This window comes from Neisseria sp. HMSC070H10 (assembly GCF_001837635.1).
Classification (GTDB): Bacteria; Pseudomonadota; Gammaproteobacteria; order Burkholderiales; family Neisseriaceae; genus Neisseria; species Neisseria subflava_A.
Genome location: NZ_KV833346.1, coordinates 20,853 through 44,906 on the forward strand (window position 1 = coordinate 20,853; position 24,054 = coordinate 44,906).

24 protein-coding genes are annotated in these 24,054 nt (G+C 49.4%); 3 read left to right on the forward strand and 21 right to left on the reverse strand.

All coding sequences use genetic code 11. The annotated features are described in order from the left end of the window. Positions 1–27: 27 nt before the first annotated feature. From HMPREF2606_RS00180 to HMPREF2606_RS00190, 3 genes are all read right to left on the reverse strand, one after another. Positions 28–279 (reverse strand): YfhL family 4Fe-4S dicluster ferredoxin, encoded by a 252-nt coding sequence (locus HMPREF2606_RS00180; protein WP_003679513.1) that lies wholly within the window; start codon positions 277–279, stop codon positions 28–30. Between the two features lie 122 nt (positions 280–401). Then, positions 402–974 carry a 16S rRNA (guanine(966)-N(2))-methyltransferase RsmD gene (gene rsmD, locus HMPREF2606_RS00185; protein ID WP_070711756.1) on the reverse strand — a complete coding sequence of 191 codons (573 nt, stop codon included), beginning with the start codon at positions 972–974 and terminating at the stop codon, positions 402–404. A gap of 128 nt (positions 975–1,102) precedes the next feature. Further along, positions 1,103–1,486 carry a helix-turn-helix domain-containing protein gene (locus tag HMPREF2606_RS00190; protein ID WP_070711752.1) on the reverse strand — a complete coding sequence of 128 codons (384 nt, stop codon included), beginning with the start codon at positions 1,484–1,486 and terminating at the stop codon, positions 1,103–1,105. A 123-nt stretch (positions 1,487–1,609) separates the two neighbouring features. Between HMPREF2606_RS00190 and HMPREF2606_RS00195 the strand changes: the two genes are divergently transcribed. Beyond that, positions 1,610–1,981 carry a hypothetical protein gene (locus HMPREF2606_RS00195; protein WP_070711750.1) on the forward strand — a complete coding sequence of 124 codons (372 nt, stop codon included), beginning with the start codon at positions 1,610–1,612 and terminating at the stop codon, positions 1,979–1,981. A 234-nt stretch (positions 1,982–2,215) separates the two neighbouring features. Here the strand turns inward: HMPREF2606_RS00195 and topA are convergent, their stop codons facing one another. The 12 genes from topA to def all read right to left on the reverse strand — a co-directional run bounded on the left by topA (position 2,216) and on the right by def (position 14,356). Then, positions 2,216–4,522 (reverse strand): type I DNA topoisomerase, encoded by a 2,307-nt coding sequence (topA, locus tag HMPREF2606_RS00200; RefSeq protein ID WP_070711747.1) that lies wholly within the window; start codon positions 4,520–4,522, stop codon positions 2,216–2,218. 74 nt (positions 4,523–4,596) lie between these two features. Then, positions 4,597–5,052, reverse strand: a complete 456-nt coding sequence (locus HMPREF2606_RS00205) for a Smg family protein (protein ID WP_003679497.1) — start codon at positions 5,050–5,052, stop codon at positions 4,597–4,599. A 24-nt stretch (positions 5,053–5,076) separates the two neighbouring features. Next, on the reverse strand, positions 5,077–6,267 hold the full coding sequence (gene dprA, locus HMPREF2606_RS00210) for a DNA-processing protein DprA (RefSeq protein ID WP_070711744.1): 1,191 nt from the start codon (positions 6,265–6,267) through the stop codon (positions 5,077–5,079). A 93-nt stretch (positions 6,268–6,360) separates the two neighbouring features. Next, positions 6,361–6,597: a hypothetical protein gene (locus HMPREF2606_RS00215; RefSeq protein ID WP_070461203.1), complete on the reverse strand. Its 237-nt coding sequence runs from the start codon at positions 6,595–6,597 to the stop codon at positions 6,361–6,363. 66 nt (positions 6,598–6,663) lie between these two features. Then, positions 6,664–6,864 carry a hypothetical protein gene (locus HMPREF2606_RS10850; protein WP_141756533.1) on the reverse strand — a complete coding sequence of 67 codons (201 nt, stop codon included), beginning with the start codon at positions 6,862–6,864 and terminating at the stop codon, positions 6,664–6,666. A 118-nt stretch (positions 6,865–6,982) separates the two neighbouring features. Further along, a complete protein-coding gene (locus HMPREF2606_RS00220) occupies positions 6,983–8,257 on the reverse strand; it encodes a sigma-54-dependent transcriptional regulator (RefSeq protein WP_049331243.1) in 1,275 nt (424 codons plus the stop codon). Then, the gene (locus HMPREF2606_RS00225) at positions 8,244–10,370 is read right to left on the reverse strand and encodes a sensor histidine kinase (protein ID WP_070843103.1); all 2,127 of its coding nucleotides are present in this window, start codon (positions 10,368–10,370) and stop codon (positions 8,244–8,246) included. Before HMPREF2606_RS00225 ends, HMPREF2606_RS00220 begins: the two co-directional genes overlap by 14 nt. Positions 10,371–10,373: 3 nt before the next feature. After that, positions 10,374–10,967 carry a DUF4390 domain-containing protein gene (locus tag HMPREF2606_RS00230; protein ID WP_004520180.1) on the reverse strand — a complete coding sequence of 198 codons (594 nt, stop codon included), beginning with the start codon at positions 10,965–10,967 and terminating at the stop codon, positions 10,374–10,376. Then, positions 10,933–12,192, reverse strand: a complete 1,260-nt coding sequence (rsmB, locus tag HMPREF2606_RS00235; protein ID WP_070843104.1) for a 16S rRNA (cytosine(967)-C(5))-methyltransferase RsmB — start codon at positions 12,190–12,192, stop codon at positions 10,933–10,935. Before rsmB ends, HMPREF2606_RS00230 begins: the two co-directional genes overlap by 35 nt. A 46-nt stretch (positions 12,193–12,238) precedes the next feature. After that, positions 12,239–12,757: an O-acetyl-ADP-ribose deacetylase gene (locus tag HMPREF2606_RS00240; RefSeq protein ID WP_070843105.1), complete on the reverse strand. Its 519-nt coding sequence runs from the start codon at positions 12,755–12,757 to the stop codon at positions 12,239–12,241. 33 nt (positions 12,758–12,790) lie between these two features. Further along, complete coding sequence (gene fmt / locus HMPREF2606_RS00245; RefSeq protein WP_070711729.1) at positions 12,791–13,717, reverse strand: methionyl-tRNA formyltransferase; 927 nt, start codon at positions 13,715–13,717, stop codon at positions 12,791–12,793. A gap of 135 nt (positions 13,718–13,852) precedes the next feature. After that, on the reverse strand, positions 13,853–14,356 hold the full coding sequence (gene def, locus HMPREF2606_RS00250) for a peptide deformylase (protein ID WP_003678675.1): 504 nt from the start codon (positions 14,354–14,356) through the stop codon (positions 13,853–13,855). Positions 14,357–14,590: 234 nt separating this feature from the next. Here def and HMPREF2606_RS00255 point away from each other — a divergent pair, with 234 nt between their 5' ends. Next, the gene (locus HMPREF2606_RS00255; RefSeq protein ID WP_070711726.1) at positions 14,591–15,856 is read left to right on the forward strand and encodes a LysM peptidoglycan-binding domain-containing protein; all 1,266 of its coding nucleotides are present in this window, start codon (positions 14,591–14,593) and stop codon (positions 15,854–15,856) included. 311 nt (positions 15,857–16,167) lie between these two features. Here HMPREF2606_RS00255 and HMPREF2606_RS00260 read toward each other — a convergent pair whose 3' ends face one another. Together HMPREF2606_RS00260 and pyk are read right to left on the reverse strand one after the other, a co-directional pair. Then, complete coding sequence (locus HMPREF2606_RS00260; protein ID WP_070583274.1) at positions 16,168–17,583, reverse strand: OmpP1/FadL family transporter; 1,416 nt, start codon at positions 17,581–17,583, stop codon at positions 16,168–16,170. 176 nt (positions 17,584–17,759) lie between these two features. Next, the gene (pyk, locus tag HMPREF2606_RS00265) at positions 17,760–19,232 is read right to left on the reverse strand and encodes a pyruvate kinase (RefSeq protein WP_070843106.1); all 1,473 of its coding nucleotides are present in this window, start codon (positions 19,230–19,232) and stop codon (positions 17,760–17,762) included. Between the two features lie 213 nt (positions 19,233–19,445). Here pyk and HMPREF2606_RS00270 point away from each other — a divergent pair, with 213 nt between their 5' ends. Continuing rightward, on the forward strand, positions 19,446–19,949 hold the full coding sequence (locus tag HMPREF2606_RS00270) for a hypothetical protein (protein ID WP_070583270.1): 504 nt from the start codon (positions 19,446–19,448) through the stop codon (positions 19,947–19,949). A gap of 210 nt (positions 19,950–20,159) precedes the next feature. On the opposite strand, the gene HMPREF2606_RS00275 is transcribed toward HMPREF2606_RS00270, so the two are convergent. The 4 genes from HMPREF2606_RS00275 to pyrB all read right to left on the reverse strand — a co-directional run bounded on the left by HMPREF2606_RS00275 (position 20,160) and on the right by pyrB (position 23,547). After that, positions 20,160–21,023, reverse strand: a complete 864-nt coding sequence (locus HMPREF2606_RS00275) for a GNAT family N-acetyltransferase (RefSeq protein ID WP_070583268.1) — start codon at positions 21,021–21,023, stop codon at positions 20,160–20,162. Between the two features lie 275 nt (positions 21,024–21,298). After that, positions 21,299–21,964: a hypothetical protein gene (locus HMPREF2606_RS00280; RefSeq protein WP_070583266.1), complete on the reverse strand. Its 666-nt coding sequence runs from the start codon at positions 21,962–21,964 to the stop codon at positions 21,299–21,301. Positions 21,965–22,157: 193 nt separating this feature from the next. Beyond that, on the reverse strand, positions 22,158–22,616 hold the full coding sequence (gene pyrI, locus HMPREF2606_RS00285; protein ID WP_004520167.1) for an aspartate carbamoyltransferase regulatory subunit: 459 nt from the start codon (positions 22,614–22,616) through the stop codon (positions 22,158–22,160). A 10-nt stretch (positions 22,617–22,626) separates the two neighbouring features. After that, positions 22,627–23,547 (reverse strand): aspartate carbamoyltransferase, encoded by a 921-nt coding sequence (gene pyrB / locus HMPREF2606_RS00290; RefSeq protein WP_070583264.1) that lies wholly within the window; start codon positions 23,545–23,547, stop codon positions 22,627–22,629. Positions 23,548–24,054: the final 507 nt, after the last annotated feature.

Here is a 24,054-nt window from a genome sequence, read left to right on the forward strand (position 1 = left end):
ATCCAAGCTTTTGCTTTTAAACACTATTTATTTAAACTGAATGATTTTTTCGTACTTAGCCATCAGTTCTTCGTGCGTTTCAGGATGCTCTTCATCGATCAAGATACAATCGACAGGGCATACCTGTTGACACTGAGGCTCATCGTAATGGCCTACACATTGCGTACACAAATTTGGATTGATTTCGTAAATTTCTTCACCTTGCGAAATGGCATCATTTGGACATTCCGGTTCGCACACGTCGCAGTTAATGCACTCATCTGTAATAAAGAGCGACATTTCTATTTCCTTTTTTCTTAAATTATCAAAACCGATTGGGCGCGGATTATAGCACAAATGACGTCGGAACAATCCGTTTGAAAGAATGTTTTACACCTTGGGAATGATTCTCAAATTCTATACTATTCAGCAACTTGCGAATAGAGTAACAATTCAAACCTACTCATTCCCGCCTTTCCTTCCCGATAAACTTCCAGCCAATCCGGTTTTTCAGGCAGCTTCCCTGCTTCAATATAGACCATTGCCCCATTTTTCAAGTGGCTTTGCAATCGGATAAACAGATTTTGCCAATCTTCCCATGCAAATGGCGGATCAAGGAACACAACATCAAATTTTTCAGACGGCCTTGTCAGATAAATCATGCCGTCTGAACACTCGATTTCCACCTGTTTCAAACCTAATTCACGGATATTTTTCTGAAGCGTTTGAACTGTTTGGCGGTGGTTATCGACCATTACCACTTTTGCCGCATTACGAGAAGCAGCCTCCATTCCCAAAGCACCGCTGCCGCTGAATAAATCTAATATTGTTTTTCCAGTTAAATCCTGACCCAACCAGTTAAACAGTTTTTCACGCACGCTGTCAGGCGTCGGGCGCAGACCGTCTGCAGATAAAAATGTTAACTTTCGCCCCCTGCATTGTCCGCCAATGATACGTACTTGATTGCTGTGTTTGGAATGTTTGTTATTTGCCATAATTCTTAAAAGATGCCGATTTTTCAGACGGCCTCAATTATATAGTGAAACTGCTATCAAGCCGTATTTCATATTCTTTTAGATACAACAAGGCCGTCTGAAAATCATTTTTCAGACGGCCTAGGCTTTTACTTCTGCACAGAAGCAGCCAGCTGTCTCAACAACTCAATTTCCTTATCCTTCTGCTCCAGCATTTCCCGGCAATATTTTAACTCCTGATTCAACAACTCCAATTTCATAGCCATATCACTTGAAGCATATAAAGCGATATCGCCTCCACTGTCTCCTTCATTAATCTGTAAAACCATCCCGTTATTACCCGATTTCAACAAATCCCACATATCTACTTTAAAGATAGTCGCCAACTGCTCTAGTCTTGGAATATTCAATTGTGTCTCACCTCGCTCAATCTTAGCGTATCCACCGGCAGACATGGCTAACTTTTCCGCCATTTCTTCCTGAGACCATTTATTTAATTCGCGTATCAAGCGGATCTTTTCGTGAGTTTCCATAAAATTAAAGTTTCTGTATAGATAGTTGTATTATTGGGATAGATTTTAAACTTTTACTTTCTAGAATGGCAAGATTCCAACTCTTATAATTTTATTCCATTTGTCTAATAAAGGGATATCAATATGAAAATTAAAATCTTATTACTCGCCTTTTCTTTTACAGCGTTAATAGGTTGCAGCAGCGATTATGATGACGCCAAAACTTACTTAAAATGTGGCATTGCAGCAAGACATTTAGAACAATTCAAAGGGCTGAATAAAATCCAACAAAAATTAGATCGTTTTAACAATTTACAACTATTAACTCCCCGAGATATAGCCATGATGGCAGAAGAAACTAGAGAGGAAATAGGCTTATCGAATGGTGAATCTTCTGATTTTTGGAAACTACTTAAGCTAACCAAAATTTATAACTCTTCAGAATGTACAGAAATACATGAACAACCAGAAATTCCTACAGGATGGTTATACTATCTTCTTTATCCTTTTCTCTAATACATTTTGATACCTTTGCAAAATAGCCTGTTCACGAAATTTGATGTATAAAAATGTGCTAAAAATTTAGTAACTTATATGCTTGCAAAGCTCTCTGTCTTATTTGAACCAAAAATGAACCGTATTTTATCGGACTTTAAAACGACACGCGGATTCAAATAAACCAATCACAGAAAAGCAAAGGTCGTCTGAAAATTTTTCAGACGACCTTTTCTCTTTTAAACCGACCTAATCTCACTCTTTCGGTGCAGGCGGTTCAATCTGTTCTTTCCAGCCGCATTCTTTTTGCGGGCAGACTTTTTCCACGCCCCAGCGTTTGGTGGTTTTGATGGTCAATACCGGCCACGCGCATTTTGGACAGGTTTCTGCAATGGGCGGGTTCCAAGTGGCGTAGTTGCAATCAGGATAAGTGCTGCAACTGTAAAATAGTTTGCCGTAACGGGATTTGCGCTCGACGAGGTTGCCTTTTTTGCATTGCGGGCATTGGACGCCGGTATCTTTCGGTTTTTCCAGCGGCTCGACGTGTTTGCATTTGGGGTAGTTGGCGCAGCCGATGAATTTGCTGCCAGTGCGACTGTATTTGTACACTAGGCGACCGCCGCATTTCGGACACTCGCGTCCATCGAGTTCGGCTTGTTCAGCCTCGGCTTTGGCGATGCGTTCGGCAGCCTCTTCAGCAGTTTCATTGACATTGCGCGTGTAGCTGCACTCGGGATAACCGGCACACGCAACAAAACGACCCATTTTGCCGAATTTGATTTGCAGCTTGTGTTCGCCGCATTTCGGGCAGGTTTCGTCAAGTTCCTGCGTGGTAAATTTGGCGCGTTCGATGCCCTCTTTTTCTTCCACTTGCTTGATAAACGGCTTCCAGAATTTGTCCATCACGGGAATCCATTGGCGTTTGCCGTTGGCAATTTCGTCAAGCTGGTCTTCGAGTTTGGCGGTGAAGTGGTAGTCGACGTATTGGGCGAAGTGTTCGGTCAGGAATTTGTTGACGATGTCGCCTGTGTCGGTGGGCATGAAGCGTTTTTGCTCAAGGGTAACGTATTCGCGGTCTTTGAGCGTGGAGATGATGCTGGCGTAGGTGGAGGGACGGCCAATGCCGTATTCTTCGAGGGCTTTAACCAGTGTGGCTTCGTTGTAGCGTGGCGGCGGGGTGGTAAAGTGTTGTTCGCCGTAGAGTTTGTCCACAGGCAGTTTGTCGCCTTCGCTCATTTCAGGCAGTTTTTTGCTGTCTTCGCCTTCTTCATCGTCGCTGCTTTCTTCGTAAACGCTGAGGAAGCCTGCGAAGGTTTGCACCTGTCCGGTTACGCGGAATACGCCTTTGCCGACGGTAATATCGACGGTGGTTTGGTCGAATTTGGCGGGCGTCATCTGACAGGCAACAGTACGCTGCCAAATCATTTGATAGAGTTTGAACTGGTCTGCACTCAGGAAGGGTTTGACGCTTTCAGGCGTGCGGTACACGGAAGTCGGACGGATCGCTTCGTGGGCTTCTTGGGCGTTTTTGGATTTGGTTTTGTACTGCTTGGCCGAACTTGGCAGATATTCTTTGCCGATTTTGTTTTCGATGTAATGGCGGATTTCGGTTAACGCTTCATCGGCCAAATTCACGCTGTCAGTACGCATATAGGTAATCAGACCGATGGCACCCTGCCCTACGTCTATACCTTCATAAAGCTGTTGGGCGGTACGCATGGTGCGGTCGGTGGTGAAGCCGAGTTTGCGCACGGCATCCTGCTGCATGGTAGAAGTGGTGAACGGCGCGGCGGGATTGCGGCTGCGCTTTTTCTTTTCAATGGCAGTAACGACAGCCTCTTTGCCTTCGAGTTCTTTCAACACGTCGGCTTGCGCGGCTTCATTCGGCAGGTCGAATTGTTCGAGTTTCGCGCCGTTGTATTGGGCGAGTTTGGCGGTAAACTTGCTGCGGCCTTTGTGGCTGTCGAGATGTACCGTCCAATATTCCTGCGCTTCAAACGCGCGGATTTCGTTTTCGCGCTCACAAATCAAACGCAAAGCAGGGCTTTGTACACGGCCTGCACTCAAACCGCGGCGGATTTTTTTCCACAACAACGGCGAGAGGTTGAAACCGACAAGATAGTCCAAAGCGCGGCGGGCTTGTTGCGCATCGACCAAATCCATTTCGATTTCGCGCGGATGGGCAACGGCATCGAGCACGGCGTTTTTGGTGATTTCGTGGAACACGACACGCTGCGGCTTAATGTTTTTCAGGCCGCGTTTGGATTTGAGGATTTCCAAAAGATGCCAAGAAATGGCTTCGCCTTCCCTATCCGGGTCGGTTGCGAGGTAGATGTTTTCAGCTTCTTTGGCACCGGCAACGATGGCATCGACGTGTTTGCTGTTGCGGCTGATCAGTTGGTATTTCATGGCAAAGCCATTGTCGGGATCGACTGCTCCGCTTTTCGGAACCAAATCGCGGACGTGGCCGTAAGACGCCAAGATTTCAAAATCACCGCCCAAATATTTTTTCAGGGTTTTGGCTTTGGACGGGGATTCGACGATTAATAGGTTTTTCGCCATTGTTGTTCTCTTTTGGATGTATTGGATTTATGTTTCAGACGGCCTCATTTTATTCAGGCCGTCTGAAAAAAGGTTTAGTGCATCACGTTTTGTCCGGTCAACGCACTCATCAAGTCGTCGCCAATCAGGACGGGTAGCTCGCTCTTGTGCATCCACAACACCAGCAATACCAACACTTTGGCGGTATCGAGGGTAATTTCGTCCGATGGAATATGCATCAGGGCGTGAATGACGATTTCGCGTTGCTCATAAGTAATTGCGTGTTCGGTAACCAAATATTGCATCAAGCCCATGACTTCCTGCGGCAGATTTTCAGCTTCTTCACGGCAGAATACGCGCAGTGAGTCGCTGTTAAACGGCTCGGCATAGAATTCGGACGTATTGAACAAGACTTCCATCATCATCAATGTATTGCCGATTTCCGTAGCATCAAAACCCGCATCTTCCAAGAGGCGACCCAAATCCTCCGGAGGCGGACAATTGTCGAAATCTTGGAAGTGTTCGATTAAATAGGCAATGACTTCGGTCATGCTGGTTCCTTAAATATAGATAATTTATGCTTTGACACGCTGATAACGGCCGCCCGGCAAGGCGGCAACGATACCGTCAAGTTCGTATTCCAAAAGCTGTGCGTACACGTCTGCCGCTGCCGTATTGGTTTGTTGCGCCAAAATATCGGGATGTATCGGGTCGTAACCCATTGCTTCCAATAAAGCGCTTGTCGATGGGTCGGCAGGTGGGTTTTCAGACGGCCTTTGCGGTTCATCCGCTATTATTTTTGGTTGCAGCCGTTGAGTTTGATCGTTTTTCGGTTTGACCGTCTTATTTATAGAATATGATGGAACAGGCGTATTTTGCAATAGCTGCGGACACTCATGGAGAATATCGTCCAGACATTCAACCAGTTTTGCCCCGTCTTTAATCAGCTTGTGACAGCCTTTGCTATGCGGATTGTCTATCGAACCGGGCACCGCCATCACTTCGCGCCCCATCTCCGCCGCCAACTTGGCGGTAATCAATGAGCCGGATTCCAATGCCGCTTCAACCACCAATGTCAGCTGCGATAATGCGGCAATCAGACGGTTGCGACGCGGAAAATTGCCTGCAAACGGACGCGTGTCCAAAGGGAACTCGCTGACAATCAATCCCCTTTCGGCAATTTCATAAGCAAGGTTTTTATTGGACGGCGGATAAATGCGGTCTATACCGGTTCCCCAGACGGCAATGGTACCGCCATTTGCCTGCAATGCGCCCTGATGGGCGGCGGTATCGATACCCGAAGCCATACCCGATACGACGGGAATGCCTTTTTCGCTCAACGCCCTGCCGAAATCTTTGGCAATCCGCATTGCCTGCGGCGTGGCATGGCGGCTGCCGACAATCGCGGCAGAAGGTGTGTGCAGCAGCTCTGCATTGCCGCGTAAGAACAAGACCGGTGGCGCGGTAATGCCTTGTGTCAGCATTTCGGGGAAATCATCATCTTGCAGCAGCAACAAACGGCAACCGTCCTGCATTTCCCATTTTAAAGCAGCTTCGGCAGACCGCTGCGCCAAAGCCCGTTTATCCGCATTGCGCCACGACTCGGCCGCCTGTTTATGGCGCACCAACGCGGCAATTTTGTCTGCCGGCGCATTCAAGGCTGCTTGTGCGCTACCGAATTGCTGCAACAACACCAAAAAACTTTCTGCGCCGATATAGGGCGTAAATGCCAGTTGCAACCAAGCAAAACGCTCGTTTTCCGTCATCAATCTGTTCCCTTTTCGTAATGTTTTTTCAGACGGCCCGAAGTAAATAAAGGCCGTCTGAATATTTTATTAATATAAAGCTTTAGTTACCCATCACAGTAACTTTCTCAGAACATCATTTTTATCCAATATACGATTAATCAGATATTCATCATCAGGTTTTAAGTTATCCATTAGCTCATCTACAACGGCCATACGGCTACGTAGAAATTTCAAAAGCTCCGGATTTGGGTTTTCTTTATTGTATTCATCATAGCGAGCCTGAACTAAAGACTGCTGACTTTGGCCTAAAATCTCTAAAGCTACTTCATAATCAAAATGTCCTAACATTGGATAACTCCTTTTCAAAAGTACATCTTTACATTAAAGCATATTTATATCTTTATGTTTTAGCCATTACTGCTGCATTTCATTTTGAATCGCCTGAATGACAAAATCTTTCAAAGAAATACCATGTTGAGCACAATATTTTTTCAATTCTTGGTGCATTGATTCAGACATAATCAATGTATAGTGTTTTTCCGACTCAGTTGTAATCTGAGCAGTTTTGCCGACTTTCGTATTCTTTCGGCTTAAAAGGCAAAATAACAATGCCAAGCCATATCATTGTTTTTATAAAGTATTGCTTGTCTAAGCAAACCGTCAAATGACGATGCCGTCTGAAAAACCTGATGGCTTTCAGACGGCCTCTTTTGTGTTTGAACCGATATTGCGCTTATTCTTCGGATTTGTCGGCGCTGCGGCGCGATACGCTGATACCGAGTTGTTTGAGTTTGCGGTAAAGGTGTGTACGCTCCAAACCGACCTTTTGCGCCACGCGGCTCATATTTTGGCCTTCTTGGGCGATGTGGTACTCAAAGTAGCGGCGCTCGACTTCTTCCCTCAATTCGCGCAAAGGCATATTGAAATTGAAGCCACCGATGATTTCTGTCGCCGTCGCGTTTTCCTTCTGACCCAAAGCCACGGCAACAGCCTGATCGTCCACTTCTTTGCCGTCCGATTCCAACATGATGTTTTTCACTGTTTCGGCAAGCTGGTCGTAATTGCCCGGCCAATCGTATTGGCGCAAAACCACCAACGCGCTATCGCTGAATTTTACCGGCTGGATTTTTTGACTTTCGGCCAAATCGGTCATGATGCGGTTGATTAAAAAGACGATATCGTCCGGTTGGCTGCGCAAAGAAGGAACATTGATGCACTCTTTCAACAGCTCCGCCAGTCGGCCGGCAACAACGTCATCAGCGCTCTCACCGCGTTTAAAGCCGCATGAAGCAATCACACGGACATTGTAGCGGTCGGCTTTTTCAAGCAAGAAAGCAATGCCGTTTTGGATATTTTTGCTGTAACGGGCAATATCGCCGACATACAAAATACCGCCCGATGCTTTTTGCAACAACTCCAACGGCGTATCGACAATGTGTTCGACACGGTCGGTTGCCACCCAAGGCGTACCGCTTTTATGCAGATAGCGGGCGACAATCTCAAACGGCGAGCCAGCCTCACCGGCCAACAACAGCGGGCGGTTGTGTTTGGCGGCCGCTTCAATACTGCCGTTCATTTCTTGAATAACGGGGCTGTTGCCCAGTTTATCCAAAGTCATGCCGGAGGCCGTCTGAACTTCGCCATGTTTCAAGGCGCGTTCTACTGCGGACAAGAGTTTTTGCAGGGCAATCGGTTTTTCCAGAAAATCGAGCGCGCCGATTTTGGTGGCCTCAACCGCGGTGTCGATGCTGGCATGGCCGCTCATCATCACCACAGGCATATTGAGTTGGCCGTTTTTCGCCCACTCTTTCAACAAAGTGATGCCGTCGCAATCGGGCATCCAAATGTCCAGCAACACCATGGCCGGACGCGTTTGATAACGCAATTGGCGCGCTTCTTCGGCATTTTCAGCCAAAGTGACGGTATAGCCTTCATCTTGAAGGATTTCGGAGAGCAGGTCGCGGATGCCTACTTCATCATCTACAATCAAAATATCACTGCTTCGCATAAGTTTCTGCCATTTCCGGTAAAGCTATTTTGACACACGCGCCGCCGCTGTTCTGATTGCTCAGGCTGATACGGCCGCCATGCTCCTCGATAATTTTTTTCACAACGGGCAAACCCAGCCCCGTTCCTGTCGGTTTGTCGGTAACGTACGGCTCAAAAGCATTGTGCAGCATTTCTTTGCTGAAACTTTTACCGTTGTTGCAGACGGTCAGGAAAACCTGTCCGCCTTCGCGCCCTGTTTCGACGTTTACTTGAGGCGCTTCGTCCGACTCTGCCGCTTCTGCGGCATTCTTAAATAGGTTATGCAACACTTGGCGCATCGTCGTCGTATCGGCAACAATCGGCAGGGCATCGGCGCTGAGCCGTGCATTAAACTTGCACGCGTCGGCCTCATATAATACCAATACTTCCGACACCAAACCGTTTAAATCTTGTTTTTCTAAATTCAGCGACGGCGCACGTGCATAGTTGCGGAACGCTTCGACCATTTCTTTCAACGCGGCAACCTGTTTGACGATAGTATCGGTTGAACGGCTGAGGATTTGGGCGTCTTGTTCATCAAGTTTATCATGCAATTTCCATGCCAATCTCTCGGCGGAAAGCTGGATAGGCGTGAGCGGATTGCGGATTTCGTGCGCCAAACGTTTCGCCACTTCACCCCATGCGGCCTCTTTTTGCGCCCGCATTAAGACGGTAATGTCATCAATCACCATCACCACGCCGTTATCGTTATCCTCCGGCAGGATGGTAGCTTTGCCCAATAAGATTCGGGCATCGTCGGGCGCGGCATATTCGACTTGGACGGGTTTGTCGCTGTCGGCGGTTTCATTAATGGCGGCAAACACATCGGCCAACAGGGTTTGCTGCGGCGATTTGCCGTGCCATTGATGCCAGTTGCTGCCCCACAAAGACACCAGCGAAACGCCCAAAATCTGTTCGGCAGCCTTGTTAAAGGTTTTCAGACGGCCATTGGCATCCAAAGCAATCACGCCTGTGGTCAAACTTTCCAACACGCATTCCAAATAATGGCGGGCGGCTTCTTCACGCAAACGGTTGCGCTCGTCCGCCTCTTTGGCAATCGATAATTGCTCGGTCATGTGGTTGAACAATTGGGTCAAACGGCCGAACTCGTCATTGCGGAATACCGGCCGGGTCTGGCTGAAGTCGCCCTGAGCCACCGCCCGCGCGCCCTCTGCCAACGACAACACCGGCGCCACAAAACGGCGGGCAAAATACAAAGCCATCACCAGCGCCAAAAAGATGGCCAACAATGTCGCGACCAACAGCGTGGACAGGAAAAAGGTTTGCAGGCCTTTTTTGGTATAACTCAGCTCGGCGTATTTGGCGCGGGCCGCTTCAATCAGCGTCGCATCTTGGGCAACATCTTTCGGAATCGGCTGACGGAAAAACAACGCATAATCCTGATTTTTATGCGTACCGATCAGCATCCAACCTTGAGCATACAGCACGCCGCCGATGTTTTCCAAGCTGCGTACCGAGCCGGTCTGCTCCAGCTGCTCCCATCCTTCTTTGTTAAGCTCGGGTTGATTTAGTTTCAAGGGATTGATGCTTTTCTCGGCTTTATGGGTGGTCGCGTTATAAAGCGCCAGCTGGGCAAAGTCGGCAGTAAGTGCGGATTGGGTCAGCGTTTGCCCCAAATTGCCGTCCAGCGAAGCGGCGCTGATTAAGTCGATTTGCACCGGCGTGGCGTTGCTGACAGCGTTGTCCACCGCCAAGTTCAGCGCGGATTTGCTCAAGTTTAAGCTGCGCTCTAGAGCCTCATGGGTATCGTTGCCAAACCAAGAATTAATCGTACCATTAATAAACTGGGCGGAAATACCGAACAAAAACACGCCCGGCAATACGGCAACCAAGGTAAACATCCCCGACAGCCGACGCGCAATCTGCGAACCGAACACGCTTTTGCTGTTGTCGCGCATCAAAAGCACGACATAGCGCACCAACACCGCTGCCAACACCAGCAACAGCAAGCCGCACAAGGCGACAATCCACCAGAAATAATCGGACAACACGTTGCTGCTGCCCGTTGCAACAGTCAGACCGTACAACAAAACTACGGCGAATACGGCGGCAATCAGAAGAAAGCGGCGCATGGTTTACTCCTGCACGACCGACAAGGATTTCCAACCCGAATCCAAATGCCAGTTTTTAGACGTCAGGGCATTGATTTGGAACGGTTTGGGCAGCTTGGCGGTTGTCAGCAGCAGGCGGATTTCAGCCTTCGTGTCTTTGGCGGCCACATCACTCAGCGCGCCCTTGGACAAAACCTTCCAATTCGCGACCGCGCCCACTGCGCGCAAAGCTGTCTCAAGCGTGTCGTACTCGGTAGAAAACGTACCGACGGTAACGCGATAGCGGTTGGTCAGCGGATGGAAGGACAATTTATATTGAATCGTGCTGTCGTTGTTGAGCAGCTGGTCGAACTTGAATTTATAAGACGACATGGACGGCGCTGACAGCTGCCAACTCAAATTGAAATGTAGGGGGACGCCCTGTTTGAGTGCTTCTTTAAGCTGGTCGGGCAGGTCGGTGCGGAAACGGCTGCTGACGGAAAGCTGTCCGGCATGAGTCAGCTTTGCCTCGGCACGGGTCGCACTGATGCCCTCGCCCGCCGCATTCAGCGACACGGCGAGCAAGAGCGGTACAATCAGCGTTTTACTGCTTTTTAATAAGCGCGTAATAAAAGCCATCTTGATGTTTGTTCGGTAAGAGCACATGCGACTCGATCAACTCGGCATCGGCATGGCGGTTAAGAAATTTTTGCAACTGACCGTCGTTTTCTTCGACAAAGACCGAGCAGGTAGCCAGCAACATCCTGCCGTTTTTCGTCAGGGTCTGCCACAGCGCGTCTAATAATGCTTCCTGTTGGCGTGCGGTTTTGACGGCATCGGTCGGTCGGCGCAGCCATTTGACGTCGGGATTGCGGCGCGCCACACCCGAAGCGGTACACGGCACATCGGCCAAGACAGCGTCAAAGGTCTTACCATCATACCACGCTGTCAAGTCCTGCGCATCGGCACAAGCCAAAGAGGCCGTTTGAAAGCCTAAACGGTCAAGATTGCTCTTTACCCTGTTCAGACGGCCTTCGTCTATATCCAAAGCGGTAACATGACAATCTGCCAGTTCCAAGATATGGCCCGTCTTACCGCCCGGCGCCGCGCAGGCATCGAGAATACGTTCGCCGTCTTTCGGGTTCAACAAATAGGCAGCACGTTGCGCACCAAAATCCTGCACCGACACCAGGCCGTCTGAAAAACCGGGCAGGCGGCTTACCGGCACGGCTTCTTCCAACATCACGGCGTATTCGTCCAACGCCCTGGCCGGAATACCTTCCGCAGCCAGTTTTTCCAAATAGCTTTCGGCATTGCCGTGTCGGCGGTTGACGCGCAAAGTCATCGGCGGATGCGATTGCAGCGCAGTGGTGATGTTGTGCCAATGTTTTGGATAATGGTTTCTCAAGTAAGCCACCCACCACACCGGCAGGTTGTGTTTCGCCACATCGTCTTTTTTGCAGGAAGCCGCGAGTTTGTCGCGTTCACGCAAAAAGCGGCGCAAAATCGCATTGGCAAACGAGCGAAACTGGCCGCGGCCGATTTTGGCAATACTTTCCACCGCCTCATTGACCACGGCATGAGGCGCATTGCGCGTGTAATGCAGTTGGTACATCGCCGCCAAAAGCAGGCTTTCAAGCTGCGGATTGTCAATCGGCTTCTTCAGCATCTGACCAAGCATGTGCTTCAAACTGCCCAAATAACGTTGGCAACCGTAGGCAATATCCTGCAACGTGCCGTTTTCCTGCGCCGTCAGCTGCGGATGCGCTGCGCGGATTTCAGCCAAGACATCCTGAAGATTGCGCCCTTCGGCAACCGCGGCAACGCTGTCGGCGGCCAGTTTTTGGGCGAGGGACATACTCATATTTTTGCTTTCTGATTCATATTTGATTTCAAGTGTTCGGAGGATTTCAGACGGCCTGTTCGGCTGCCAGCAATGCCCGATAATATTCGGCATCTGTTTTGGAAAAACAGCAAAAGATGATTTTTTCCACTGCCGGACATTGCGGCAGGGTTTGTTTCAAACTCTCCAAAGCGATACGCGCGGCGGCTTCGGCCGGGAAGCGGTACACACCAGTGCTGATGCACGGAAAGGCGATGCTGTGGAGATTGTGTTTCTGGGCAAGCAGCAAGGAATTGGCGTAGGATTGTGCCAATTTTGCCTCTTCATTTTGTTGTCCGCCAAACCATACCGGCCCGACCGTATGGATGACATAACGCGCAGGCAAACGATAGCCTTTGGTTATTTTGGCTTCGCCTGTGCGGCAACCGCCCAAAGTACGGCACTCGTCCAGCAGCTCTTTGCCCGCGGCGCGGTGTATCGCACCGTCTACGCCGCCACCGCCCAACAGCGATGAATTGGCGGCATTGACAATCGCATCGACTGCCAATCGGGTAATATCGCCCTCGACCACTTCAAAAACAGCCATTGTTTTCTTTCCTCTACGTTGATTTCCAGCCTGTTACAAAACCGTTCCGACTTCAATCGTCCGGCCTGCCGCAAATGCCTGTATGCTCATGCGTTTGCTGCCGGAAGGCTGCAATTCAATAATGTTCAGCGCGTGTTCACCGCACGCCACCAGCAGGCCGTCTGAAGTGCAAGACAATACTTCGCCTGCCTTACCCTGTTTGGCCACGACTTCGGCTCGCCAGATTTTCATCGGTTTGCCTTGATACTCGACCCATGCGGCAGGTACGGGGTTAAAGGCGCGGATTTTGCGTTCGATAATGTGCGCGCTTTGATTCCAATCGATACGCGCTTCTTCTTTGCTTAATTTTTGGGCGTAGGTAACACCTTCTTCAGGCTGCTTAACCGAGTTCAGACGGCCTTCAGCCTGCAGACGCTGCAAGTCGGCAACAATCGCTTTCGCACCCAAACCCATCAGCGCGTCATGCACTTCGTTTGCGGTATCCGTAGGTTGAATGGCGTAGCGGTGTTCGCTGACTACATCGCCAGTGTCCAAGCCGATGTCCATCTGCATGATGCACACGCCGGTTTCGGCGTCGCCGGCTTCAATCGCACGTTGAATCGGTGCTGCGCCGCGCCAACGGGGCAACAGCGATGCGTGGATATTGAGGCAGCCGTGTTTGGGCGTATCCAACACATCCTGCGGCAAAATCAAACCATACGCGGCCACCACCATCACATCCGCGCCCGTATCTTTGAGCATTTGCAGGGCTTCGGCGTTATTGCGCAACTTTTCCGGCTGCGCCACAGTCAAACCCAATTCCAAGGCAGCCTGTTTGACCGGCGATGCGGTCAACTGCATGCCGCGGCCTTTGGGGCGGTCGGGCTGGGTCAACACCAGCGGAATTTCAAAACCTGCGGCGGCGATGGCTTTCAAGGCGGCGGCGGCAAAATCGGGCGTACCGGCAAAGATGACTTTCATGTTGTGTCCTTGTGGAAATGGTTTGAATGGGCGCGTTGGGCAAACTGTTTCAGCTGAAAAGGCCGTCTGAAAGATTGAAAACCGAAGTCTGCCTTCTGTTTTGTCTTTTCAGACGGCCTTTAAGCGATGCGCAGGTCAGATGGTGTGTTTCTGACGTTTTTTCAGTTTGGTTTTGATTCGGCCTTGTTTCAGCTGCGACAAGTGTTCGACAAACACGATGCCCATCAGGTGGTCCAATTCGTGCTGCACGCAGATTGCCAGCAGGCCGTCTGCTTCCAGCGTGAATTTCTCGCCTTTTTCGTTCAAAGCCTCGACTTTGACGCGCTCGGCACGGGTCACGGTATCGTAAATGCCCGGCACGGAAAGACAGCCTTCTTCGTAAGTCGTCTCGCCGTCTTTTTCGACAATGACGGGATTGATGAACACGCGCGGCTCGCTGCGGTCTTCGGTCAAATCCATCACGACAATGCGCTCGTGTACGTCGACCTGAGTGGCCGCCAAGCCGATACCGCGTGCTTCGTACATGGTTTCAAACATATCGGCAACCAATGTCTGGATGCGCTCGTCGATTTTTTCAACAGGTTTGGCGACCGTGTGCAAACGCTCGTCAGGGTATTGGAGGATGTTCAGTAAAGCCATAATATTCTCGTTTTATAAAACTGATGTGTGATTTTCATACAGATTCGGTTTCCGCCGCCACAATCTCCTGTCATGACAGCAACATTTAATGCTAAAATAACGCCGAAAAATGTTAAGATAGCGCGACGGAGGCCGTTCGTTATCGTATTGATGAATGGGCGGCAGTTTCGCAAACTCCAGCCTTCTCTGTTTATCATCTGAAGACAAACCGAATCGATTTCAAGGGGAACGGTTATGCAACAACGTATTATAACCCTGCTTTGCATAGCAGGCATGGCTATTTCTGCCCACACTCAGGCAGCTTCTTTAAAAATCCGCCCCAATGCGCCGCAACGCTACGTCGTTAAAAACGGCGATACCTTGTGGAGTATTTCCGGTAAATATCTGTACAGCCCATGGCAATGGAACCGCCTTTGGGGCGCCAACCGCAACGCCATCCGCAATCCGCACCTAATCTATCCGGGTCAGGTGTTGGTTTTACGCTACGTCAACGGCCAGCCGCGACTGGGTTTTGAACACGCTCAAACCCGTTCAGACGGCATTCCCGTGATCAAACTGCATCCGCGCGTACGCGAAACTTCCGGCTACGGTATTCCGACCGTCAACGTCAACCTCTACCGCATGTTCATGAAACATCCGCAGATTATCGCTCCGGAAGAAACCGCCAACGCGCCGCGCCTGATTGCCGGCCCCGACAACCGCGTCCTCTACACCCAAGGCAACCGCGTGTACGCATACGGCCTGACCGAACCCGGCCGCTACCTGACCTACCGCGTCAATAAAAACATTACCGATCCGGAAACCGGCAAATTCCTCGGCCAAGAAGTCGTGTTCAGCGGCATCGCCAACACGCTGCCTTATACCGACTCCGCATTGGAACACCGTACCCGCGCTTCTGACGAAAAACTCAAAAGCAACGAGTATTACACCCAAGTCAACAAAGCCATGAAGCTGCGCACCCAGTCCGCGCAACCTTTGGTTATCGAAGAAGCCGTTTCCGAAATCCGCAAAGACAACTATCTGCTGAAACTGCCCGAAGGCCTCGACAGCTTCAATGTGATGCCACACGCCCCTGCCCGTCCGATTCAGGCCAAAGTCGTTTCCATCTTCGACGGCGTGGGCGAAGCCGGCCAGTTCCAAACCATTACTTTGGATAAAGGCGAACTCGACGGCTTGGACAAAGGCACTGTGGTCAGCCTCTACAAACGCGGCCGCCAAGTCCGTGTCAATCTATCCAACAACCTGATTCGCAAGCCGAAAGACAAAGATACGGTTGAATTGGTTTCCATTCCGGCGGAAGAAATCGGTTTGGCAATGGTGTACCGCACATCCGACCATCTGGCCTCAGCCATTATTTTGGAAAGCCTGAACAGCGTTTCCATCGGCGATACCGCCTCCGAACCCGGCCGCGATTTGGACAATATAGCCGATGAAAAAACCATGGACAAACCGGCTGAAGACGAACAGGAAAGAGAAATCGAACTGGAAGTCCGCAGCTGATTGAGCTTTTTTAGCAGCGATTCGATAAATAAAGGCCGTCTGAAAACATGTTTTTCAGACGGCCTTTTGATTGCTGCCCATCAGAATAAATAAAATCTATAACACGTTGTTTAAAGCGCAAACAATATCTCATGTCTTCAGCTATTTATCGGCTATTCCCTTTTCTATCGTTTTTCCGCTCTGCCATTCCAAGCAGAAATATGAAAAGCCCAACACACTATTTTTACCTGTTGATTGCTCCATCTGTTCCTGCCAACAAAAAGGCCGTCTGAAATCTTCAGACGGCCTTTTTATCCACAACTCAAATCCGATTATTTGAATTTGTAAGTGTATTGCAAGCCCAAGATGTCCGCTTTATTTTTGAAGCGGGCAGAGGATGCACCGCGGCTGTCTACGTCGTTGCCGCTGGCTTTGCCGGTGCGGTAAACCGTGTCATTGATGTGGATATGGCTATACGCCGCATCGATAACATGGTTTTTACCCAGTTGATATTTGGCACCGACGGAGAACCAGATACGGTTGCCGTCAGGCAGGCTGTTCATGCGGTCTTCGGCGCTTTTAACCGGTGATTTGTCGAAAGCGATACCGGCACGCAGTTGCAATGGTTCGGTAACTTGGTAAGAGCCGCCGAATGCAACTTTATAAGTGTTGCGCCAGTTAGGCGTGATGACGGTACGGTCAGATTGGCCGTTGACAACTTTTTTGGTGTTTTCAAACACCAGCTCGGCTTTGTTGAAGCGGCTGTGGCGCGTCCAAGTCACATCGCCGAACAGGTTGGTTTTGTCGGTGGCGCGGTACATACCGTGAACAGACAAAGACTCAGGCGTGACGATTTTTACGCTGGCTTTTTCGTTCGGCACATAACCGCGTGCTGCCATTGCACCCAAATCCCAAGCGCGTTTTGCATATGCGCCGTCAGCTTCCCAATCGGCAGTGCCTTTCAGCGTATGCGATACTTTGGAACGATAGTTCACACCCACGCGTGCGCGCTCGTTGATGTCCCACATCCACGCCAGTTGATAGCCGAAGCCCCAATCGTGGCCTTTTACATCGGCATGACCGTCAGCTTTGCCGGTCGCATCGACAGCAACGGGACGGCCTGCTTGACGGGAAGCCAAGCCGCTGGCCAACTGACTGATGGCGCCGGAAGCATCCCAGTCGGAGTATTTACGCAATTCGGCTTTGGAATATTGGGCAATCAAACCGGCACCAACAGCGTGCTGCTCATTCAGTTTCCACGCGACTACCGGCTCGATGGCGATGGTGGTCAAACCCAGTTTGTTGATGTTGTGGCGCAAGACGGAATCTTTTTCGTATTCGGTTGCCGATCCGAAAGGAACGTACACGCCCAAACCCAAAGTTACATCGTCGCTGGCTTTGTACGCGCCATAAACGTGCGGAGCAACGGTGGTTTCGGTAATTTTGCCGCTGGTCGAGCCGCTGACATCGGCACCCGTTCGGAAGTGTTTCGCAGATTCTGCCTCATAATGAATGCTTGGGAAAACGATATTGGCGTTGACGGAAATTTGGCTGCTGTCGATTTTGCTCAAACCAGCCGGGTTGTAGAAAATGGTTGAGGCATCGGCAGCTTCGGCGGCGGCGGCGTTGGCCGTGCCTTGTGCGTTAACGGATTGTGTGCCGAAGTGGTAGCCGGAGGCTTGGACGGCGGTAGATAACAGTGCTGCGCTTAAAATAAATGCTGTTTTTTTCAGATTGAAATGAATCATTTTGGTTTACCGTGAAAGTAGCGGACAAAGAAAAAGGCCGTCTGAAACGTCCTTTATTGATTTAGTATAGGCACTCAATTCTATACTACATCATTATTTTTGCCTAATCTTTTCTTTTTTTACACAAAAAAAGCAGGCTAAAACAGCCTGCTTTTCCAATCATCGGATCACTGCAATTATTTAACCTGCAACACTTCCAGCGTATTGGTCGAACCGGATTCGCGCATTTGCGAACCGCTGGTGATGATGTATTGGTCGCCGCTTTGGAGGATTTTGTGTTCTACCAGCATGGCTTCCACTTCGTTCAGCGCGGTATCGTGATCGGTACTGGTTGCCAAAATCAACGGACGTACACCGCGGTACATCGCCATGCGGCGTTGCGCTGAAACACTCGGCGTCAGGGCAAAAATCGGCAGGGTGATGTTGTGGCGGCTGACTTCGAAGGCGGTCGAACCGCTTTCAGTCAGGGCAACGATGGCTTTGGCGTGAACTGCTCGCGCCACGCTGACCGCACCGCCGGCAATCGCCAAGTTGGTGCTGACGGCTTCGGGATACTCGACCTGTTCGGCAACGCCGTTGAGCGAATCTTGTTCTTTTTCCGCAGCCGCACAAATAATCGCCATTTGGCTGACGGTTTCAAACGGATACGCGCCGACGGCGGTTTCGGCGGAACACATCACCGCATCGGTACCGTCCAATACCGCGTTGGCCACGTCGCTGACTTCCGCGCGGGTCGGTACGGGGTTGGTAATCATCGATTCCATCATTTGAGTTGCCGTAATACTGAAGCGGCGCAACTCACGGGCGCGGCGGATCATGCGTTTTTGTAGGGCAGGTACGGCGGCATGGCCGACTTCCACTGCCAAGTCGCCGCGGGCAACCATAATACCGTCGCTGGCAAGGATGATTTCGTCCAGATTTTCAATGGCTTCTACGCGCTCAATTTTGGAAACCAACCCGGGGCGTACGGCTGTACTGCCTTTCATTTCTTCTTCGACTTTGGCGCGTGCAATGTGCAAATCTTCGGCGGATTTTACAAAGCTGATGGCGAGGTAGTCACAACCAATAGCAATCGCGGTTTTCAGGTCGCGGAAGTCTTTCTCGGTCAATGCACCGGCAGACAGGCCGCCGCCGCGTTTATTGATACCTTTGTTACTTTTCAGCACATGGCTGTTTTCTACCCTTGTAATAATCTTACCTCCTTCAACCGCTTCAACGGTCAACGTCAACAGGCCGTCGTCCAGCCACAAAACATCGCCGGCAGCGACGTCATTCGGCAAATCACGGTAGTCCAAACCCACCGCTTCACGTGTGCCTTCGCCTTCAAGTGTGGCATCCAAAATCAAGGTTTCACCCTTATTCAGCTCGATGCTGCCGCCTGCAATTTTGCCCACGCGGATTTTAGGCCCTTGCAAGTCGGCAAGAATGGCGATTTCCTGACCCGCACGTTTCGCGGCTTCGCGTACGATACGGGCATTTTCTTCATGAAACTCCGGAGTACCGTGGCTGAAATTGAAACGGACGACATTAAGGCCGCCGACACGGATCATGTCTTCCAACAATTGTACATTGTTGCTGCCCGGACCCAATGTGGCGACAATTTTGGTATTGTGGCTGATACGGGTTAAATCACGTTGCAATTGGCTCATGTAAACGTCCTTTCCTGTTGATTTCACGTTTGATAATGAAGAAGATTGTACTCTTAATGCAATAATGTTGGCGTAAAATTACATCATTCTCTGACTTAAACTAAATTTATTTTTGCATTAACCTACTTTTCTATCGGATACAATACACTCTCACGTCGTCATTTTTAATTTTCAGACGGCCTCCCTCATACTAATAGAATACTCAACTGATCCATGAAACGTTTTTTGACTCCGCTACCCATCGGCATCGTTTTGGCTGACCTGATTTACGGTTTCGTACTCAATGTCATGCAAGGCTTAAATTTGCAACAAACCGCCGCCAACCAGTCCGGTACCATTTCCGTTACGCCCGACATTGCCTTCAACAGCCTGCAAATCGTCGCCAACGGCGGCATGGTCTGCATTATCGGCTTCGGCTTGATTGTCTTGTTCCAACTCAACCGCGCCGTATTGCGCCAACAAATTCTGCCCATCGGCATTTTCCGAACCCTCGGCCTGTTGGCTGTTTTGGCATTCAGCATTTCGTCTTTGTGGGAATGGTTGCATGCCGCTTTGTCGCTGCTTTCCGGTCGCAATGTTTTAAACTTCAGCAACCCGCGTTATCTGGTTACCGCAGCCTGCATGCCCATCATCGCTTTCTTGTGCATCTTGCGCCTGTACAATTGGTATCGCCTGCATCGGACTGTTGCCGCTGACGACACCTCCACGACCCTCTAATCAAGCTGCAAAAAGGCCGTCTGAAACAGGAAAACCTATTTCAGACGGCCTTGTCATTATATATCTCAACGTTGATGGCTGGTTTCTACACCGGCCTTAATCTCAACATTTGCGAGCTGCCTCCGCTGCCTGATGCGCAGGCCGCCAAGCTCAGTGTCAAAACAACCACAGTTAAAATCTTCAGCATTGGATTCCTTCTTTCCACAAAAATTATTTCGGATCGCAACGGAAATGGTACGCACAAATTTCAAATCCGTTTTTGAAGTAGAGACGATGAGCATCTGCTCGGTCATGGTTCACATGGACATTCAGATGGATTTTGGTCGCACCCGTTTCCGCACCGATTTTACGTACTTCTTCCAACAAGCGTGAAGCATAACCTTTTTGGCGGCATTGCGGCATGGTTACGAGATCATCAATATGGATATGGTAACCACTGGCCAAGTTATGTGCAGTATGGAAACCGCATACGGCTACGGCATTTTGTTTGCCTTCTTCAAAAATACCCAGCAGACGGTAGCCGGTTTTGCGTTGATGCTCGTTGATTTGTTCGACGAAACGGTGAATATCGGTCAAAGAAGAACGCAAAATACTCAGTGCCGCAAAAGCGGTTGCAGTTTCTTCCGGCGGAATTTCACGCAATACGCCGACCACTAGCGCGGCAGCTTGAGGCTCAGGCTGCGCATTGGCCGTTTCCGCACGCTCGGCGGCATGTTTTTCTTCAATCGCCTGCGCCAACAAAACGCGCTCGACCGGCACTTCGCCCTGCTGTTTGCTCTCTTGCTCTTTAAGCAAGGCTTTGCAGTCAATCACGCGTAAATCATTATCCGCCGCAAAGTCCATCAAGAAACGGAACATTTGCGGATTGTCTTCTTCCAACTTTTTATCGACCGCTACACAACGGACATTATCCACCAAAATAGGGCGCACCCAATTCGAATAGGAAAGGCGGTTGTCTTTAGTAAAGGAAGACAAAATACCGCACAGGCGCTCCGCCCAGTCGCTTGGTCGGAAAATCTTGCCTTTGCTGGTCGTACCATGGATCACAACTTCATAAGGATTACACACTAACATAAGCAGCTTCCTGAGAGTAAATGGCTGAAGGAATATTTCGCCAGTGCCAACATCAGAAAAAGTTCCGATACATAGCAACAGATTATTGAAAAAATATCAGTAAGGTTTTGAAATACGACAATGATGAGACGGCTTGCCGATCCTGACAATCCGTTTCGAATTCTTTGATTATTATACCCGATACGCCTCTTTTTCTTCAAAAATCATTTGAAAAATAACAACAGGCCGTCTGAAACCAAGTATTTCGGTTTCAGACGGCCTGCATATTTTGAATATCAATACAACAATTTCTTGCGGGGCTTTTGCTCGCCACTGGATTTAATTTCTAACAAATTGAAATTCAGTATGCCCAAATCCAAGACACTTTCAGAAGTGCATTGATCGCCAAAGGCATTTTCATAAGTGGCCTTCAGTTTCAACACGCCACCAAATGTCTGATCTGGCAATTCGGCAGCCAGCGCCAACATACTTGCAAACACGCTACCATACAATTCGCCCGATGCCAGCATATCTACACCGCCGGAAAACATTTCCAACTGCATAACTGCATCGGCAACCAGCTTGCTCGGCAAGTGATCAGGCAAAGGCTCTACTTCAAAATGCACATTCTTCGCCAAGCCCTTACCGCTATTGCGGACAACCAAAACCAATAAATCCGTTTGTCCATCAGAACGTTGCAATGTCGCATGCAAAACAGGATGAATGCTCTCTTTTTGAATCAGCTGCTCACGGTGCAACATTTTGCTTTTTGCTTTGGATTGCGCAGAGACAACAGCCCAAATCAACCAAACCAATGCAACGGCAGAAATGGCAGTGACCAAAAGGGGAAGGTTGGTCAAATAGGCTTGCTGATTAAACCAAACTTGTGCGGCTAAAAATCCGGCAAAGAAAATCAAAACGTATAAAATTGGGGCAAACCGGCTTTGTATGGATGAGTGCATGAGTTTTCCTACATTTCGTATCATGTTATTAAAAAATAATGCCTTTCGGGCGAATAATGTCATCAACCCGGAAGGCATTATTTTAACGTAATTTTAACGCAATTTGCTTAATATCTTGCTTTTTATGAAACTAATGTATCAAGCAGACAACTCAAACCGTATAGCCGTATTTTCAGACGGCCTGAGATTTTTATCAGGCTTCGGCAACCGAATCACGCGAGAAGGTTTTTTCGCAATAATGGCATTTCAAACGCGTCTGACCATTATGTGAACGGACATAAAAGCGACTGATGACCGGCTCGCCATGACTGGCACAATTAGTATTCGGGCAGCGGAACACTTCCGAAATCTCGTCCGGCAATGACAAATGCTGTTTCTCAACCACCTTAAACCGATCGATTTTGTTTACCACTGCTTCAGGGGCAAATAAAGCCAAACGGTTGGCTGCATTGGCATCCAACCACACACCGCTGATTTTGATAATATCTTTGCTGCCCTGCGTTTTGCTGGGCAAATTAAAACCGACCGTAACCGCGCTGCCATAATGCAGCAGCTTAAATTGTCTTAAAATGGCCAAGCCTTTACCGGCAGGAATATGGTCAATCACCGTACCTTGTTCGATCGCTTCAACGCTGAGTTTTGAGTTTTCCATCTTTCGCTCCTTAAACTTCTTCGTTCAATACCAAAGACAAAATTGCCATCCGTGCATACACACCGTTGGTTGCCTGTTCAAAATAATAGGCATGAGGTGTTTTATCCACATTCGGATGAATTTCATCTACCCTCGGTAAAGGATGCAAGACGCGCAAATTGGGTTTGGCATTTGCCAGCATTGACGCATCAAGATTGAATTTACCCTGGATTTTGGCAAATTCCTGCTCATCAAAACGTTCGCGCTGAACGCGGGTCATGTACAAAATATCCGCCCATTCGACCGCTTCTTCCAAGCCGGACAAAATTTGATAAGGGCAACCGGCCTCTTCCAGCTCTTCAGTGATATAGTCCGGCATTGCCAAGCTGGGAGGGGAAACAAATGCAAACTCACAACCCCAACGCTTCAGCGCCTGACATAATGAATGTACCGTACGGCCATATTTCAAATCGCCGGCCATCGCAATCTTCAAATTGCTCAAACTACCTTGTGTTTCATAAATCGTTACCAAATCCAAAAGAGTCTGGCTCGGATGTTGGTTGGTACCATCGCCGGCATTAATCACAGGTACGCTCGAAAACTCGGCCACCACACGGGCCGCACCGTCTTTCGGGTGTCGCTGAATAATCGCATCCGTATAGCTGGAAATAATCCTCGCAGTATCTGCGAGCGTTTCACCCTTTTTCGCGCTGGTATTTGCACCATCGGAAAAACCGATAACTTTCCCACCCAAACGCTGTACCGCCGTTTCAAAAGACAAACGAGTACGGGTGGACGGTTCAAAAAAGCACGAACCAATCAATTTGCCTTCAAGCAAATCTTCACGAGGCTGCTTTTTCAACTTCAAGGCCGTCTGAAGCAGCAATTCGAGCTGCTCTGTCGTCAAATCTGAAATTGAAATAATATGTTGCCGATAAAGCGGATTAGGCATGACCATTCCTTCCCATAAAAAAGCCCGCAATAGGCGGGCGTTTCAAGCAAACCGATTCCATCATTACCCGACATCATCCCCGTCGGACAATCACAACCATGTTCCTACCACACCCATGAAATCTTCCGCATTATCGCATATTTAACAGACGGCTGCTTCTTTCAAGTTTTCAGATTCTTTCAAGTTTTCAGACGGCCTGATACCTTTGCAAAATAACCCTCGGTACTCCACAGCTGAAACCCAAGCACAGGGATTCGGTATTTTCAGTTATTGCCCAATAAAAGCCCCCATTGCTCCAAGTCTTCATTGCCACTGCCCATACAAAGCCGCCCATCAACCCGAACCGGCAAACGGTTCAGCCTCTGGGCGGCATATACGGCACAAACGTCCGTCAGGCTTATTTTTTCACGGCAGGCTGTGCGGCCTTAGGCGCGGCAGAAGAAACCGTCGCCTCCGCCTTTAACTTGTTCAGCACCGCATCACCGATGCCCTTCACGTTTTTCAGCT